Origin of the sequence: Paraburkholderia franconis (assembly GCF_009362735.1) — a bacterium.
GTDB classification, from domain to species: domain Bacteria; phylum Pseudomonadota; class Gammaproteobacteria; order Burkholderiales; family Burkholderiaceae; genus Paraburkholderia; species Paraburkholderia franconis.
This window is the reverse complement of record NZ_WHNP01000010.1, coordinates 148,870-164,547: the sequence shown is the minus strand read 5'-3', so window position 1 is coordinate 164,547 and position 15,678 is coordinate 148,870. Positions and strand designations below refer to the sequence as shown.

At 65.4% G+C, this 15,678-nt stretch carries 18 protein-coding genes and 1 pseudogene; 6 read left to right on the top strand and 13 right to left on the bottom strand.

Annotated elements, in window-relative coordinates:
* Positions 1-60: 60 nt before the first annotated feature.
* A complete protein-coding gene (locus tag GCT13_RS13710) occupies positions 61-798 on the top strand; it encodes a metallophosphoesterase (RefSeq protein ID WP_152758783.1) in 738 nt (245 codons plus the stop codon).
* 32 nt (positions 799-830) lie between these two features.
* Here the strand turns inward: GCT13_RS13710 and GCT13_RS13705 are convergent, their stop codons facing one another.
* The 3 genes from GCT13_RS13705 to GCT13_RS13695 all read right to left on the bottom strand — a co-directional run bounded on the left by GCT13_RS13705 (position 831) and on the right by GCT13_RS13695 (position 3,413).
* The gene (locus GCT13_RS13705; RefSeq protein ID WP_321574344.1) at positions 831-1,532 is read right to left on the bottom strand and encodes an RES family NAD+ phosphorylase; all 702 of its coding nucleotides are present in this window, start codon (positions 1,530-1,532) and stop codon (positions 831-833) included.
* Positions 1,529-1,900, bottom strand: coding sequence for an MbcA/ParS/Xre antitoxin family protein (locus GCT13_RS13700; protein ID WP_407670790.1), 372 nt, complete (start codon positions 1,898-1,900; stop codon positions 1,529-1,531). Before GCT13_RS13700 ends, GCT13_RS13705 begins: the two co-directional genes overlap by 4 nt.
* A gap of 661 nt (positions 1,901-2,561) precedes the next feature.
* Positions 2,562-3,413, bottom strand: a complete 852-nt coding sequence (locus GCT13_RS13695; RefSeq protein WP_152758781.1) for a LysR family transcriptional regulator — start codon at positions 3,411-3,413, stop codon at positions 2,562-2,564.
* A gap of 96 nt (positions 3,414-3,509) precedes the next feature.
* On the opposite strand from GCT13_RS13695, the gene GCT13_RS13690 reads away from it, so the two are divergent.
* Positions 3,510-3,893 (top strand): tautomerase family protein, encoded by a 384-nt coding sequence (locus GCT13_RS13690; RefSeq protein ID WP_152758779.1) that lies wholly within the window; start codon positions 3,510-3,512, stop codon positions 3,891-3,893.
* 93 nt (positions 3,894-3,986) lie between these two features.
* Positions 3,987-4,820, top strand: a complete 834-nt coding sequence (locus GCT13_RS13685) for a TOBE domain-containing protein (protein ID WP_152758776.1) — start codon at positions 3,987-3,989, stop codon at positions 4,818-4,820.
* 50 nt (positions 4,821-4,870) lie between these two features.
* Here the strand turns inward: GCT13_RS13685 and GCT13_RS13680 are convergent, their stop codons facing one another.
* The 4 genes from GCT13_RS13680 to GCT13_RS13665 form a co-directional block, all read right to left on the bottom strand.
* A complete protein-coding gene (locus GCT13_RS13680) occupies positions 4,871-5,572 on the bottom strand; it encodes an ATP-binding cassette domain-containing protein (protein ID WP_152758773.1) in 702 nt (233 codons plus the stop codon).
* 1 nt (position 5,573) lies between these two features.
* Positions 5,574-6,248 (bottom strand): molybdate ABC transporter permease subunit, encoded by a 675-nt coding sequence (gene modB / locus GCT13_RS13675; protein WP_152758770.1) that lies wholly within the window; start codon positions 6,246-6,248, stop codon positions 5,574-5,576.
* Between the two features lie 36 nt (positions 6,249-6,284).
* Positions 6,285-7,064, bottom strand: coding sequence for a molybdate ABC transporter substrate-binding protein (gene modA / locus GCT13_RS13670; protein WP_152758767.1), 780 nt, complete (start codon positions 7,062-7,064; stop codon positions 6,285-6,287).
* A gap of 109 nt (positions 7,065-7,173) precedes the next feature.
* The gene (locus GCT13_RS13665) at positions 7,174-7,884 is read right to left on the bottom strand and encodes a phosphatase PAP2 family protein (protein ID WP_152758765.1); all 711 of its coding nucleotides are present in this window, start codon (positions 7,882-7,884) and stop codon (positions 7,174-7,176) included.
* A gap of 356 nt (positions 7,885-8,240) precedes the next feature.
* Here GCT13_RS13665 and GCT13_RS13660 point away from each other — a divergent pair, with 356 nt between their 5' ends.
* Both GCT13_RS13660 and GCT13_RS13655 read left to right on the top strand, forming a co-directional pair.
* A complete protein-coding gene (locus tag GCT13_RS13660) occupies positions 8,241-9,425 on the top strand; it encodes an extracellular catalytic domain type 1 short-chain-length polyhydroxyalkanoate depolymerase (RefSeq protein WP_152758763.1) in 1,185 nt (394 codons plus the stop codon).
* A 106-nt stretch (positions 9,426-9,531) separates the two neighbouring features.
* Entirely contained in the window at positions 9,532-9,708 is a 177-nt protein-coding gene (locus tag GCT13_RS13655; RefSeq protein WP_152758761.1) for a DUF3563 family protein, read from the top strand.
* Between the two features lie 45 nt (positions 9,709-9,753).
* Here GCT13_RS13655 and GCT13_RS50845 read toward each other — a convergent pair.
* The 6 genes and pseudogenes from GCT13_RS50845 to GCT13_RS13625 form a co-directional block, all read right to left on the bottom strand.
* Positions 9,754-10,180 (bottom strand): annotated as a pseudogene (locus GCT13_RS50845) (FAD-binding domain-containing protein); the annotation flags it as partial.
* 127 nt (positions 10,181-10,307) lie between these two features.
* Positions 10,308-10,727, bottom strand: coding sequence for an organic hydroperoxide resistance protein (locus GCT13_RS13645; protein ID WP_087735618.1), 420 nt, complete (start codon positions 10,725-10,727; stop codon positions 10,308-10,310).
* A gap of 167 nt (positions 10,728-10,894) precedes the next feature.
* A complete protein-coding gene (locus tag GCT13_RS13640; protein ID WP_152758759.1) occupies positions 10,895-11,350 on the bottom strand; it encodes a MarR family winged helix-turn-helix transcriptional regulator in 456 nt (151 codons plus the stop codon).
* 139 nt (positions 11,351-11,489) lie between these two features.
* Positions 11,490-12,302, bottom strand: a complete 813-nt coding sequence (locus GCT13_RS13635) for a BPSS1780 family membrane protein (protein WP_152758757.1) — start codon at positions 12,300-12,302, stop codon at positions 11,490-11,492.
* Positions 12,293-13,288: a homoserine kinase gene (locus GCT13_RS13630; RefSeq protein ID WP_152758755.1), complete on the bottom strand. Its 996-nt coding sequence runs from the start codon at positions 13,286-13,288 to the stop codon at positions 12,293-12,295. Before GCT13_RS13630 ends, GCT13_RS13635 begins: the two co-directional genes overlap by 10 nt.
* 210 nt (positions 13,289-13,498) lie before the next feature.
* Positions 13,499-13,906: a hypothetical protein gene (locus tag GCT13_RS13625; RefSeq protein ID WP_152758753.1), complete on the bottom strand. Its 408-nt coding sequence runs from the start codon at positions 13,904-13,906 to the stop codon at positions 13,499-13,501.
* Positions 13,907-14,150: 244 nt separating this feature from the next.
* Between GCT13_RS13625 and GCT13_RS13620 the strand changes: the two genes are divergently transcribed.
* The gene (locus GCT13_RS13620) at positions 14,151-15,677 is read left to right on the top strand and encodes an AMP nucleosidase (RefSeq protein WP_152758751.1); all 1,527 of its coding nucleotides are present in this window, start codon (positions 14,151-14,153) and stop codon (positions 15,675-15,677) included.
* The last annotated feature ends 1 nt before the right edge of the window (position 15,678 follow it).

The following is a 15,678-nucleotide window of genomic DNA, read 5'->3' as shown; positions in this document are numbered from 1 at the left end:
GGCGCACGAACGCGGGATGCCGCGCATACAGCGCTTGCATGCTCGCACTATCATTGCGTCATGGACTCCACACTTGTCACCACCGTCCAACATCACGACGTCAATCGCGACGGACGCGATTTCGTGGTCGGCGATCTGCATGGCTGCGTCGATGCGCTGCGCTTTCTGCTACGCGATATCGAATTCGATCCGTCGCGCGACCGGCTATTCTCCGTCGGCGATCTGGTCGATCGCGGCGCGCAGTCCGAAGAGGCGCTCGCGCTGCTCGACAAGCCGTGGTTTCATGCCGTCCTCGGCAATCACGAGGACACGCTGTGCGCCGTTGCTGAAGGCAGGCTGAAGAAGCAGTGGTGGTACGGCATCGGCGGCCTGTGGAGCGCGCATGTGCCGATGGAGCGGTTGCGCGCGTATGCGCAGCGGCTGCGCACGCTGCCGCTCGTGCGTGTGATCGGTTCGGGCAACGACCGCTTCAACGTGCTGCACGCGGAGTTTCTCGGCACCGACGCCGAGCTCGACGCAAACCATTTCTCCGACGAGACTCGCCAGCAACTGCTGTGGGGCCGCGGCCTCGCGATGGGCACGTCCGATCCGGCGAGCCAGCGCGGCCTGTCGCTGACGTATTGCGGGCATACGCCCGTGCGCGAAGTGCAGCAGTTCGGCGCGCAGGTGTTCATCGACACGGGCGCGTTCGGGCCGGGCGGCAAGCTGACGATCGTCGAAGCGCGCACGACGACGCGCTGGTCGGTCACGGTCGATCTGGCGCGCTCCGCCGGGGCGTCGGCGCTTGCGTTGCCGTAGACGCTCGTGCGTAGAACCCCATGCCGGATGCGTCAGCCGACCCGGCTCAGCTCGAACACCATGTCGACGGTGCTGCCGTTCCAGTTGTATTCCAGATACGCCGCGTGATGACAGTCGCGCAGCAGCGTCGTTCTGAACGCGGCGAGACATTCGCCGTCCGCATCCCGCACCGACGGATAGACGATACCCGGCGCGCCTGCCTCGCGGATCGCGCGGCCGAGCGTCTGGCCGGGCGCATAGTCGTTCGGCGACAGCACCGATGCATCGGCTGAATCCATGTCCCGCAGATCGACGACCTCGCCTTGCGCGATTACCGTGTAGAGACGCATCTGCTGACGCATCGGCGGTTCCTGGGTCGCGGCGAGAAAGAGGCCCGAGTGATAGCGCGTTTCGGCGATCGCCGTTTCGCGCGAGCGCGCGCAGTAGAACACGCCATACGTGCCGTCGGAAAAACGGCTGCCTTGCGGATTCAGATGCGTGAGCGCGGCCATGATCGGCCCGTAGCCGGGACCGAAGCGCCGTTCGTCGCGCGGCACGAGATCGAGATCGCCGATTTCGGTGCGCACGCGGTCGTTGGTCATCGCTTCGAGCGCGTAGAGCGCTTCGAAGTCTTCGGGCGATGCGACACGGTCGAACAGGTTGACGGCGGGAAAGCGAGTCGGAATCACGCGGTACGCGGGCGTCCAGGCGAGCGATGCCACGCGCCAGCGGTCTTGCCATTGCGGTTCAGTCACGCCCAGCCGCCTCGCATTGCGTCGAGATACTGGCGCACGGCGACGAGGTCGCTGATATTGCCGGCGAGCATGCGGTCGAGCGCACGGCGGCCGCCGAACGGCGGCGCGCTGTTGGGGCGCTTGATCCAGGCATCGGCGGCGGCAGGCTGCGGCAGCAGGATTTGCAACGACTTGTAGATGCCGAGCAGAAGGGACAGCCGCTCCAGCGTGTCGCGGTTGAGGCGTGCCGTTTGCGGCGAGTTTTTCCACTTGAAGAACGTCGAGCGGCCGGGCGAGCCGAGCAGGACGATCTGCTCGTCGGCGCTCAATTCCCAGTCGCGTGCAATGGCGAAGAACGCGCGCAGACCGGCGGCCGACATGTCCGCCATCGAGGGTTCGGCGGGCGGTCGTCGCAGCGGTCGTTCGGCGCTCGAGATGTGGGCGGCGGAAGACATGATGGAGTCCTGAGTTGAACTTTTTATAAATATTAGTCCATATATGGATTAATGCAAGTCCGCATGTATAATCCGCGCCACGAATTTTTGCGCGGAGGCGGCGGTGTCGTTCGGATTCAGGTTGGGGGTGGCGGTTGGTTTGCTGTGCGCGTCGATGGCGGCACGCGCCGAGTACAAGGAAGTGTGGAATCCGCCCGAGGCCGCGCCGGGCGTCCGGCACGTCACGCATTCGAAGCACTCGGCCCCCGTTGGTTCTCGCGCCGCGACGGAAGCGCATCGACATGCGGCTGCGCCGGGCGCGAGAGCTGCAGCAGTTAAGCCAGGCGCGAAAATGCCGCCGAAAAAGGCCGCTAGCGTGGCTGCCGGCGCTGGTATGAAAACGGCGCACGCGAGCGGAGCGCATGTAGCGACGCGCCGGGCCCAGACCCAGACCCGGGCCCAGGCCCAAACCCACGCCCGGACCCAAGGCGCGCCCGCAAAACCTGTCGTCGCGATGACGACGCCGAAGCCCGCGCAACCCGCCGACGTTCCAGCGCCTCAGGCCAACGGCGGCGGCGCCATGTCGCGCGAGCTTCCGCCGATCCTCAAATAAGCGTCACTGGGCGGTCAGCCCGTTCGTCACGATGCGCAGCGTTTCCGCCGAGCGTGCGTCGCGCACGCGCGAATGCAGCGTCACGCGCGATTCCGGCAACGGCGGCAAGCCAAGCCGCGCGCCCGAATCGACGAGACCGCGCGGCGCGACGCGCCTCGCGAGCGGCGACACGGCGAGTCCCGCCGCCGCCGCCGCGCCCACGGCAGGCACCCCGCCGCCGACGAACGCCTCGCGCCACGCGATGCCCGCGCCGTCGAGCGTGCGCAACGCGATCGAGCGCACATTGCAAGGCGCGGCAAGCAGCGCGAGCGGCAGCGGTTCGCCCGTGCGCGGCTGCCATTCGGGCGTCGCGAGCCAGGACAGCGGCTCCGTGAAGAGCAGCTGGCCGTCCTCGCGCGGCATGTCGTCGGGCTCGGAGCGCACGATCACGGCGTCGAGCCGCCGCTCGTCGTACTGCTGAAGCAGCGCCACCGACATTCCCATATGCAGTTCCAGCACGAGCCCCGGATCGTGCGCATTGACGCGCGCGAGCATCCCCGCGAGGTCGACGCTCGCGACATGCTCGCTCAACCCCAACGCGAGACGCCGCCGGTCCACGGACAGCGAGCCGAGCGCCCGGTCGTGCGCCGTCAGCAGATCGCGCGCGCCTTCGACGAACGCCTCGCCATCCGCCGATAGCCGCACGACGCGCGGCGTGCGCTCCAGCAACTGCTTGCCGACATGCGCTTCCAGCCGCTTCAGCTTGAGGCTGACGGCGGATTGCGTGGTGTCGAGCGCATCCGCGGCACGCGTGAAGCTGCGCAAATCGGCGACGAGAACAAAGGCACGGACGGCGTCGAGATCGAGCACTTTCATTTCAAACGTAAATGGATGAAATATAGAAGCATGTCTGTTCATTATGATAGGCGCGAACTAACCTGAATGCACCTTCTCTTCACTCAGGAGTTCGTCATGCCTCTCACCCGAATCGCACTGCGCGCCGGCAAGCCGGTTGATTACCGTCAAGCGCTCACGCAGGGCATCCAGCGCGCGCTGATCGACGTTTTCAACGTGCCCGAAGACGACATCTTCATGGTCATCACCGAGCACGACGCGAGCAACTTCGTCTATGGGCGCAACTATCTGGACATCGAGCGCAGCGACGATCTCGTGCTGATCCAGATCGCCGCAAACAACACGCGCACTGTCGACCAGAAGAAAGCGCTCTACAAACGCATCGCCGACAATCTCGCCGAAAGTCCGGGCGTGCGTCGCGAGGATGTGTTCGTGAATCTCGTCGAGGTGCTGAAGGAGAACTGGTCGTTCGGCAACGGAATCGCGCAGTACGCGCTCTGACGCTTTCGCACGGCCGCTCGCGCGCTTTCGGCGAAGTGCGCGTCGCTATAATGGCTTGCACTCTTACCCGCCATTTGCCGACGCGCGCGAGCCATGACGACTGACCACAACGACGCTTCCCACGACCCTTTGCAATTCGGCGGTTCCGTCTGGTTTCGTTCCGGCGAACAGACGCTCGGCGGCGCGCAACGCATCGCGCTGCTCGCCGCGATCGGCGACACGGGCTCGATCACGGGCGCGGCGAAAGCCATCGGCATGAGCTATAAGGCCGCGTGGGACGCCATCGACGCGATGAACAACCTCGCCGGCGAGACGCTCGTCGTCCGCTCGACGGGCGGCAAGGGCGGCGGCGGTACCACGCTCACGCCGCGCGCGCGGACGCTGATCGACACGTTTCGCGCGGTCGAGCGCGAGCACCGGCTGTTTCTGGAGCGCGCCGGCGCGGCGATTGCCGGATTCAGCGACGACTGGCAGCTGATCGGCCGCATCGGCATGAAGACGAGCGCGCGCAACCAGTTGTACGGCAAGGTCAGCGCGATCCAGCGCGGCACCGTCAACGACGAAGTATCGCTTGCGCTGCCCGGCGGACAGGTCATTGTCGCGATCGTCACGCACGAAAGCACGGAGACGCTCGGGCTCGCGGTCGGCGGGGAAGCCGTGGCGCTCGTGAAGGCGTCGTCGGTGCTGCTGGCCGCGGACGACGGCACGGCGCAACGGCTGTCGACGCGCAACCGGCTGCGCGGCAAGGTGTCGGCGGTGCAGCGCGGGGCCGTCAACGCGGAGGTGTCGCTCGCGCTCGACGGCGGGGCTGTCGTGACGGCCGTCGTCACAAATGAGAGCGTCGATGAGCTGGGCATCGCCGAGGGCGAGGCGCTCGTGGCCGCGTTCAAGGCGTCGAGCGTGATTCTCGGCGTGACTACGGCTTAAAGGTTTGAGGGGCTTCATAGCGCCGCGTTTGCCGGCCGTGGTGCTGTCTCTTAGGAGAGAGTGCGCGCGTAGCCCTTGAACGGCGCGTTTTCGCGCACGCTGCCGTCGTACACCTGCACGACCTGATCGCCGAACGCGGCGACATCATCGGGATCGTGCGTGATCAACAGCATTGGAATGTCGAGCCGCGTCTGCAGATCGCACAGTTCGCGCCGCATGCGCTCGCGCAGCGCGTGATCGAGCGCGGAAAACGGCTCGTCGAGCAGCAGCAGCCGCGGCTGCGCGACGAGCGCCCGCGCCAGCGCCACGCGCTGTTTCTGTCCGCCGGAAAGCTGCGCCGGATGGTGCCCGGCAACGCTTTTCAGGTCCAGCGCATCGAGCCAGTAATCGATCTGCGGATGCGAAAAGCGCCGGCCCGGATTGAGCCAGCCTGCATGCATGCCGAAGCCGATGTTCTGCCGCACGTTCAAATGCGGAAACAGCGCGTAGTCCTGGAAGAGGTACGCGAGGCGGCGCGCCTGCGGCTTCTGGTCGATGCCGCGCGCGCTGTCGAAGAGCGCGTCGCCGTGCAGCGTGATCTTGCCTTCGTCGGGGCGCAGCAGGCCCGCGATCGCCTGCAGCGTCAGGCTCTTGCCCGCGCCCGACGGCCCGAACAGCACGATGCGCTGCGCGCTGGCCGTGAACGATACGTCGAGCGTGAACTGGCGCTCGGGCGTGTGCAGCGATTTGCGGATGTCGACGGTGAGCGGCATGTCAGCGGGAAGTCATCAGCGAGTGTTGCGGCACGAGCCGGCCCGCGAACAGCAGGATCGCGACGCAGGTAATCGACGTCACGAGCACGAGGAAATTGGCCGTGCCGTCGTCGCCCGCCTGCACGGCGGCGTAGACGGCCACCGACAGCGTCTGCGTGCGGCCCGGCAGGTTGCCGGCGATCATCAGCGTCGCGCCGAATTCGCCGAGCGCGCGTGCGAACGCGAGCAACGCGCCCGCCAGAATGCCGCGCGACGCGAGCGGCAGCGTCACGCGAAAGAAGATGGCCGCTTCGCTGACGCCGAGCGTGCGCGCCGCGCGCTCGAGCTGCGGATCGACGGATTCGAACGCCGCGCGTGCGGACTTCAGCACGAGCGGAAACGCCACGACCATCGACGCGATCACCGCGCCCTGCCACGTGAACACCAGCTGGATATCGAAGCGGTCGAGCCAGACGCCGATCACGCCGCGTCGGCCGAGCAGCACCAGCAGGTAATAGCCGAGCACCGTCGGCGGCATGACGAGGGGCAGCGTCAGCAGCGAATCGATCACGTCGCGCGCGCCCGAGCGCCAGCGCGACAGACCGAGGCCGAGGGCGACACCGAGCACGACGTTCAGCGCGGTCGCCCAGCCGGCGACCTTCAGCGACAGCAGCAGCGGAATCCAGGCCTGTTCCATCACGCGCGCCTTGTATGACCGTTCAGTGATGACCGCTCAGTGCGCGGGCTTGAAGCCGTATTTCGACAGCACGGCCTGGCCCGCCGGCGACAGCACGAACGCGATGAACGACCGCGCGTCGGCGGCATGCCTGCTGCCTTCGATCTGCGCGATCGGGTAGGTGATCGGCGTGGTCGTCGGCACGGTCAGCGCGACCTTGACCTTGTCGGGCATCACGGCGGCATCGGTGCCGAACACGAAGCCCGCGTCGACTTCGCCGCGCGACACGTAGTCGAGGCTCTGTCGAACGTTGGCCGCGAGCACGCCCTTCGCGCTGACGGCGTCCCACACGCCCGCCGCCTTCAGCGCGCCTTCCGTGTAGCGGCCCACGGGCACCGACGCCGGATCGCCGTACGCGACGCGCTTCACGTTCGCCGTCGTCAACTCGTTGAGCGTCGATGGCGCGCGCCTGCTGTCCGCCGGCACGATCAGCACGAGCGAATTCGCGGCGAAGTCCGTGCGTGTCGACGGTACGATCACCTTTTGCTCGACGGCCTTGTCCATCGCTTTCTGATCGGCGGAAGCGAACACATCCGCAGGCGCGCCTTTCGCGATCTGCTGCATCAGTACGTCCGACGCGCCGAAGTTGAAGAGCAGCTTCGTGCCGGGATGCCGCTGCTCGTACGCATCGCCGACCGCTTTGAACGCGTTGGTCAGGCTGGCGGCAGCGGACACGATGATCTCGTCCGCGCGTGCCTGCGCGCCGAAGGCGAACGAGAGCGCGCTCGCGACGAGCACGGCGGGCTTCAGAAAGCGGTGGATCGACGTGATGGACATGGATGCATTGCGCCGGGCTGACCGGAAACAAGTGGAAAACGCCATCGTAATATATGTACGGTTATAGCGCTCGACATGTTGAGCATATCGGGGCCGCAATGGCGAATTTTTATGCGTCGGAATCCTGCAGCGGCACGGCGACGTTGCGCGTATTCGGCAACGGCGAGAACGGCGTGACGGGCGCGCTCGTATCGCGCAGCCCCCGCCAGCTGTCGCGGACGAAAGGCCGTTCGTGGCCGGAGACCTTTAGCGCGAGATGCGTGACCCAGCGATGCGTCGGCACATGCACGTTGTGCAGTCCGAGCGCGATGAACATCAGACTCAGCGCGACGGGGACGATCGGCATGCGCCCCGGCGTCGCGTTCCACGCGATGCGGATGAACACGAGCGCCGTCAACGCGCCGACGATGCAGCCCGTGATCGCCTCCGAAGGCGAATGCGCCTCGATGACGATGCGCGAAAAGCTGACCAGCGCGCCGCCGAACAGCGCCAGCACCACGCCGGCGACACGCACGGCAGGCGGCGCGGGCAGCAGCACGAGAAAGGCCGCGACGGGGAAGACGGCCGTGGCGAGCATCGCGTGTCCGCTCAGGCCGGTGAAGTCCCACACGCGCACGCCGACGCCCCAGCCGAGAAACGCCACCTTTGTCGCCGTGACCAGCGCGACGGCCACGCCGAGCAGAAAGAGCCAGCCGGCGGCGAGCTTCCACGAATAGCCGACGGTCAGCCACAGCGCGATGGCGACGGCGAGCGGAAGCGTCAGTCCGGCGCCGCCGAAGCTCGTGATCAGATACCAGAAGTGATATGGCAGGTGAGGCATGGGCATTCTTGACGACATGTAACCGGGCGCAACGTGTTGCGGGCCTGCGGCGGGAGGATTCAGGGCGCCGTGCGGCGCTGCGGGATCAAGTAGCACATTTCCCAGAACACTTTCGCTCGGCGCATATTCCATAAGTATAGAGGGAGGAGTTCGGCCGCAGTCGCAAACCAGAAACGCGATAACTGACAGATGCTAGGACAATTCGGAAATCGTATGAGGAAACGCGCGCAGCAGCGGTCTTTTCGCTGAATTCGCATCGGCCGACGTTCAGCATCGCACCGAGATTGGTGTTATTGTGCATCGCACAAGTCCGCTTCTGACGCGGACAGCATCGATCCCTATTTACGAGAAATCCTATGCCAAAAAGCTTCACGAAAATCTGGCTAGGCGGCCTCAAACGCCTCTTTGCGATCCAGACGGAGCACGTGCGCGCGACACTGAAGCGTGCGCCCAAGTCCAAACGCGCGGCGACGCGGCCTGCATCGCCCGTCGCCAAGCCTTCGGTGAAAGTACGCAAGACCGTCACCCGCGACGTGCCGCAGCGCGGCGCGCGCGAGTCGCGCGTGCGGCCGCGCGCCGCCGCATGGGCGGGCGGCACGTGGACGCGCTCGTTCCACTCGGCGCCTGCCGCGCCGGGCAGCCTCGTCAATCATCTGCAATACGGGCTGTATCTGCCCGCCGGCAAACCGCTCAAGCACGTGCCGCTCATCGTGATGCTGCACGGCTGCAAGCAATCGATCGACGAATTCGCCGAAGGCACGCGCATGAATCTGCTCGCCGACCGCTACGGCTTCGCGGTCTTGTATCCGGAGCAGTCGAAACACGCGCACGCGCACCGCTGCTGGCATTGGTACGACGATACGGACCGCGCCGGCCGGGCGGAGGCGCGCTCCGTGGTGTCGCTCGTCGATGCGCTCGTCGAGTCGTACGGTTTCGACCGCGAGCGGGTCTATGTGGCCGGGCTGTCGGCGGGCGCGGGACTCGCGACGCTGCTGGCGCTGCACTTCCCAGACCGTTTCGCGGCCGTCGCGCTGCATTCGGGGCCGGCGTTCGGCGAGGCGCACTCCGGCATCACCGCGATGGACGTCATGCGGCGCGGCACACGTCAGGACCCCGTGACGCTCGTCGATGCCCTGGCGGACGTCACCTCGTATCCGGGCATGCCGGCCATCATCCTGCAAGGCGAGTCCGACCACGTCGTCGCGCCCGTCAACGCGGAGCAGTTGACCGAACAGTTCCTGCGGCTGAACGGGATCGTCGATGCGCAGGGCGTGCGCAAGGTCGGCGACGTGAAGGAGGACCGCAAGGCGACCGTCCTCACGCGCGACTACACGCGCGGCGGGCGGCGCGTCGTACGGCTGTGCCGTGTGCAGGGGCTCGGCCACGCTTGGAGCGGCGGCGACGATGCCGTGCCGTTCCATTCGTCGAAAGGACCGGACGCAAGCAGTCTGTTGTGGGATTTCTTCAGGCATCAGCGCCGCACCGAGTCGACGTATGCGGCCGCGCGTGCCACAGAGGGCGCCCGTTCGCGCGCCAGTTGACAAATTGCCACACTTCGAATTGAGCGCTGGCGCAGACCTAGGGTTTTCCCTATAATGCGGGTTATCCCTAGGTGTTAGCCACCTAATGCCACATTCGAGGTTCACCATGTATCTGATCAGCCGTCTTTTCCTGTTCCTTACGAAGTCCTACGACGAGCGCGTCAAAGAGCGCAACGACGCCTACCTGGCTGAAGCCACGGATCTGTATGACCTCGAGTTCCGCATGCGCAAGATCGACCGTGAGTCGCAAATGCGCCATCCGTCGTGGATGAGCCAGAACTAAGGTGATTCGCGCTGGCCGGCGTGTGAGCCGGCCAGAAACGCGCGCTCAGCGAGAGCACAGCACGCCATAGCGCGTCAGCCTCGTCTGGCGCGCTTTTGCATGATCGCCGACGCCGACAGGCTGCGGGTAATCCTTCCTCAGCACCACGGCCCAGTTCTCCCGATTGTCTGGGCCTGCCAAGGCGCGTGAATCCACGTTGCGGGCACCGTCTCCAGTTCCTGCAAGAAGCCTTTGATAACGCGCTCTTGCGGATCGATGTCTCCGATTGCGTCGCCGGGTTGAAAATCCGGTACCGCGGCTGCGCATCGCAGCCCGTCGATGCCGCGCACTGCCAGCCGCCGTTGTTCGCCGCAAAGTCGAAGTCGTTGAGCTTTTCCGCGAAATTGCGTTCGCGGCGCCGCCAGTCGATACCCAGATCCTTCGCCAGAAAACTCGCCGTCATCATCCGCGGACGGTTGTGCATGAAGCCCGTCCCCGCATCATGCGTCGAGGTGATAAGCGCGGGTCATGTGCTGTCAAAGGCAACGCCCGTCTTTCGAATGAAGGGCGGGCGCTGCGGGCCGAACGGCTGTCGGTTTGGTGTAGACGCGCCGACGAGCTCAAACCACCTTCACGCGCACATCGACATTGCCGCGCGTCGCGTTCGAGTAGGGGCACACCTGATGTGCCGCGTTCACCAGGTCCTGCGCCGCCGCCGCATCGAGACCCGGCAGCGACACGCGCAATTCGATGTCGAGCGCGAAACCGCCTTTGTCGTTCGGGCCTACGCCGACATCCGCCGTCACGGTCGTGTCAGCGGGCACAGCCTGCTTGCGCTGGCCGGCGACGAACTTCATCGCGCTCAGGAAACACGCCGAGTAGCCGGCCGCGAACAGTTGTTCCGGGTTCGTGCCTTGCGCGCCGTTGCCACCGAGTTCACGCGGCGCAGCCAGCTTCACGTCGAGCACGTTGTCCGACGAGATCGCGCGACCGTCGCGGCCGCCGTTGCTCGTTGCCGTTGCCTTGTAAAGTACGTTCATTTTGCCGCTCCTTGATCGGTTTCAGTGAATGAGGCAGTGCTTGCCAGTCTTTCGCGCGCATCGCTATCGGACTGGCATGCGACAAAGATATCGTACAAATCATTTGCGTACAAACTACATTCCCTATCGATACGATAGCCGCCGGCAGCCACGGCGGACTCGCGTTTTCAGTAGCGGTCGAGATAGTCGTTCAGGGTGCCGCGCAATTTCGTCAGATCGTCACGCAGCCGCGTGAGGAACTCGGGCGTTTGCTGGGTCGCGCAGAAAATTTCGCCCGGCACATCGCGTGCAGTGCGTTTGAGCGCGACGCCCGATTTCGTCAGCCGGATGAAGACGAGCCGTTCGTCCTCGGTGCCGCGCAAGCGCTCGATATAGCCTTGCGCTTCGAGCCGCTTGAGTAGCGGCGTGACCGTCGCCGAATCCAGATTCAGGCGCGCAGCGATGTCCTTCACGGTGACGTCGTCGCTTTCCCACAGGATCAGCATCGTCAGATATTGCGGGTAAGTGAGTCCGAGCCGATCGAGAATCGGTTTGTATGCCTTGGTCATCGCAAGGGACGTCGAATAGAGCGCGAAGCAGAGCTGCTCGTCGAGCGTGACGGGAAAAGCGGTGCGCTGGGTCATGTGCATCCCCCTGAAGCGAAGCGTGCGAATGGATTGCGTGCAAACTATTGTGCCGCAAAACTCGGCACGACGGATCGATGCAAGCGGGCGGGAACCCCGCGCCGCATGGCAGCGGCGCAGGTCCGAAGAAAGCCGGCTCTTACGAAGACGGCGAAGACGGCGCGGGCGGCAGCGGCTGTCCGGGCGATTGCACGCCAAAGCAGCCGCGATAGGTCGCGTAGAAAGAGCAGTAGAGCATCGTGGTGACGATGATCGAAGCAGGCATCAGGATCACGAGCGCGAGATCGCCCGCGCCGATCGCCTGCAGCAGCGCGGACAGTCCGAGTGACACTGTCGTCGCGACGGCGAACCACAGCGCGCCGTACACGGCGAACGCGCCGCGATTTCGCCAGCAACTGACGATGCTGAAGAACATCGCTTTGATGGTCGGTACGTCGTGCCATGCGGTGAGGATCGGTGCGAACCAGAACAGCATCGCGACGGGCACATAGAATGCGAGCGCCGTCAGCACGGCCAGCGGAATATCGCTGTTGGCGATGGCTTCCGGCTGCATCGACTCGCCGCTGACCATCAGATGCAGCAGCACGCCGCCGTCCGCGAGCGCGGAGCCCAGCAGCACGATGGCCATCGCGATGATGTAGAGCACGCCGAGCAGCAGCAGGCGCTTCGCGACCTGGCTGCCGTACGAGCGGAAGCCGTCGACGAGTATGGTCGGCAGCACTGGCTTGCCCGCAATCGTGTCGCGGCACGCCGCCATGAAGCCGACCGCGATGCCCGGAATCAGCATCAGCGGCAGCACGCCGCCGATGATGGGGATCAGCGAAATGGCCGTCATCGCAAGCAGATACGCGAAAAACAGCGTGAGAAACGCAAGCGGGTTCTTGCGAAAGAGCCAGATTCCTTGCCGGAACCACACGTAGCCGGTTTTCGCCGGGACTTCGATCAGTTGCATGAGGTATGAATGCCAGGGAGGGCGACGCCAGCGAGGCGCTCGCGAAGAATGCGCTCGAAATGACCCGGATCGTGCGGCTTGAGCAGTTCGGCGGCGCGCGGCATATGGAAATCATACAGGCGCGACACCCAGAAGCGATACGCTCCCGCGCGCAACATGTCGCCCCAGTGCCGGTTTTCGGCGGGCGTGAACGGACGCACGGTCTGATACGCGCGCAGCAACGCTTCGACGCGCGCTTCGTCGAGCTTGCCCGTGGCGAGATCGACGCACCAGTCGTTGACCGTCACGGCGACGTCGAAGAGCCACTTGTCGCAGCCCGCGAAATAGAAATCGAAGAAGCCGCCGAGCGCGACTTCATGATGCGTATCGGGCGCCGCGTGCGCGAACAGCACGTTGTCGCGGAACAGATCGCAATGGCACGGACCTTCCGGCAGCGACGCATAATCCGCCGACGCAAAGAACGCCTGCTGATGCGCGAGTTCTTCCGTGAGCAGCGTGCGTTGCACATCGGTGACGAACGGCACGATGCTCGGCACCGTTTCCTGCCACCATGGCAGGCTGCGCAGATTCGGCTGATGATGCGCGAAGTCGCGGCCCGCCAGATGCAGCCGCGCGAGCATCTGGCCCACTTCGACGCAATGCGCGACGCCGGGCGCGAGTTCCGGCGCGCCGTCGAGCTTCGTGACGATCGTGGCGGGCTTGCCGTCGAGCATGCCGAAGAGCGCACCGTCGTCGCGCGGCATCGGGTCCGGCACGGGCACGCGATGCGACGCCAGGTGGCGCATCAGGTCGAGATAGAACGGCAGTTGCCCGGCCGTCAGCTTTTCGAAAATGGTGAGGACGTACTCGCCGCGCGTGGTCGTCAGAAAGAAATTGCTGTTCTCGATTCCGGATGTGATGCCGCGAAAGTCGACGACTTCGCCGAGATCGTAGTGGCGCATCCAGTCTGCGAGCTGGGCTTCGGTGACAGCGGTGAAAACGGCCATGCGTGGGGCGTCGAGTCAGGTTGTTCGGCTGGCGCGATGCCAGTGTGAGCCGGGGCAAGCGGGTTGAAAGCGCCGTTGCCTTCGTGGTGCGTCGTTGTGCGTCGATGTGACGGGCGCCGGATGCGATGTTCACCGGTGCCTATCGGCTTGAAGCAGGCTTGAAGCAGGCCGGCGCGCGTCGCCACGAGTGGGCGCGCCGGCCCGCGTCGATCAGTAGTGCAGGTTCACGGACGGCAGGCGCGCGGGCGGCTTGCCGGATTCGTACACCTTCGGCGACGTGTCGGTGGGCGCGCTCATCTGGTAGCGCGTGCCGAAGTTCGAGCGCACGTTGATCTCGACGGGCTTGCCCTTGTCGCGGTATTCGGTGATTTCGGTGCCGTTGCCGCTGCGCTCGTAGAAGCTCGGCGTACGCGGCTGGTTGATCTCGACCTTCGAGCTGACCTCGGCCGCGGGACGGTTGATCGCTCTCAGATCCGGCAGGCCCGCACGTTCATTGGCTGCGGCTTGAGCGTCCGCCGCCGCCTGCGCGTCTTTCGCGGATGGGGCAGGCTGGGCAGCCATCGCCACGCCGCTGACGGCGAGCGCCAGCGCGACTGCGGCGGGGAAGAGCGGCTTCATGATGTTTCTCCGATAAGGTGGCCCGATTCTAGCAAATCCAGTGCTGCTCACGGGCATGAGCAGCGGGCGATAGCCTTATTTTGCGCGCTTCTCGCACGGCATGCGCGGCACGTGTGCGAGGCGTCGCGCGAACGGCGCGATCATGCGCGCGCGTGATCGCGCAGGCCGCCGATGTGCAGGCGCGGCGACATCAGAAAGCGCGGGTTCCGTGGTAATGTCGTTGCATCAATCGAGGCGAACGAAGATGAACTACGATACCAACCAACGCGCGGTGCACACGCCCGCTAACGCGTTCCCGACCGAGGCCTTCGACGACGCCGCCGACGCTGTCACGCGCCTGTCCGCCATCTATGAAGCGAACACATCGTTCCTGCGCGATGCGTTTGCGCGTTTCCGGCGCAACGAGCCGTTCGACCGGCGCGTGCGCGCGTGCTACCCGTTCGTGCGCGTGCGCACGGATACGAACACTCATGTCGATTCGCGCCGCTCGTATGGCTTCGTCGCCGGTCCGGGCGTGTTCGAGACCACGGTGACGCGGCCCGATCTGTTCGGCAACTACTATCGCGAGCAACTGCGCCTGCTGGTGAAGAACCATCATGTGGCCGTCGAAGTGGGCGTGTCGGATCAGCCGATCCCCATTCACTTCGCGTTCGCCGAGGGCATCCACCTCGAAGGCGATCTGGACCGCGAGCGCCTGCTCTCGATGCGCGACGTGTTCGACCCGCCCGATCTCGCACTGCTCGACGACCGCATCGTCAACGGCACCTACGAGCCGATGCCCGGCGAGCCGCATCCGCTCGCGCTCTTCACGGCGGCGCGCGTCGATTTTTCGCTGCATCGGCTCAAGCACTACACGGCCACGTCGCCCACGCACTGCCAGAACTACGTCCTGTACACGAACTATCAGTTCTACATCGACGAGTTCGTGAAGCTCGGCCGCACGATGATGGCGAAGACCGACGACGCCGATCTGCGCGCGTATCGCAGCGAGTACACATCGTTCGTCGAGCCGGGCGACGTGATCACGTACAACGCGAATCTCGGCGAGCAGGAAGACGAAGGCACGGCGCCGCCGCGCCTGCCGCAGATGCCCGCGTATCACCTGAAGCGCGCGGACGGCAGCGGCATCACGATGGTCAACATCGGTGTGGGTCCGTCGAACGCGAAGACCATCACCGATCACATCGCGGTGCTGCGTCCGCATGCATGGATCATGCTCGGCCACTGCGCGGGTCTGCGCAACACGCAGCGTCTCGGCGACTATGTGCTCGCGCACGGCTATGTGCGCGAGGATCACGTGCTCGACGACGACTTGCCGCTGTGGGTGCCGATTCCTGCGCTCGCCGAAGTGCAGGTCGCGCTGGAGCGCGGCGTCGCACAAGTCACGCAACTCGATGGCGCTGAACTGAAGCGCGTGATGCGCACGGGAACGGTCGCGAGCGTCGACAACCGCAACTGGGAGCTGCGCGATCATCGCGAGCCCGTGCAGCGCCTGTCGCAAAGCCGCGCGATCGCGCTTGACATGGAAAGCGCGACGATCGCCGCGAACGGCTTCCGTTTCCGCGTGCCGTACGGGACGCTGCTGTGCGTGTCGGACAAGCCGCTGCATGGCGAACTGAAGCTGCCCGGCATGGCCGACCAGTTCTATCGCGCGCAAGTCGACCAGCATTTGCAGATCGGCGTGAAGGCGATGGAGATTCTGCGCACCAACGGCCTGCACAAGCTGCACAGTCGCAAGCTGCGCAGCTTCGCCGAAGTGGCGTTCCAGTAGT